The organism is Dysgonomonas mossii (genome assembly GCF_004569505.1).
Classification (GTDB): Bacteria; Bacteroidota; Bacteroidia; order Bacteroidales; family Dysgonomonadaceae; genus Dysgonomonas.
In genome coordinates, this window is the sequence record NZ_SPPK01000112.1 from 1 (window position 1) to 403 (window position 403).

Below are 403 nucleotides of genomic sequence, written 5' to 3' on the forward strand. Positions count from 1 at the left end.
GCGCAATCCCGTGCCCTGGGCCACGATACGGAGGCCGAGATGGCGCTCGAACTCAAGACCGGCAAAGCGCAGAGCGTCACGGCAGAGGACTTCAACGAGCGGGTGAAACGCCTGCTTGCAAACAAGCCCGACCCGCAGAAGGCTGAGCCAAGGGGCAGAAGCTTCAAACCCAGCAAGCCGCCTGCGAACGCCTGACGAGCGATTACGTCGGCCGGGCGGCCATATCATCACGGCTCGCCCGGTCCTCGCGCACTCTCCCACCGCGTCCGCGGCTGGCGCGCTCCCCATAATATAATCGAGATCCCCCGCGACGTTTCAACGTGACCACGTTACAACGTGGTAGCGCGATCCCGTTGCCAGTTCCTGCGTGGTGGTCTAGGGTCCGATAAGAAGAGATTATCGG

Annotated in this window: 1 protein-coding gene; it reads left to right on the forward strand. The window is 62.8% G+C overall.

Annotation, left to right across the window (positions count from 1 at the left end; all coding sequences use genetic code 11):
• The coding region (locus E4T88_RS18075) for a hypothetical protein (protein ID WP_167755487.1) at positions 1 to 195 on the forward strand (195 nt) is incomplete at its 5' end.
• Positions 196 to 403 lie beyond the last annotated feature (208 nt).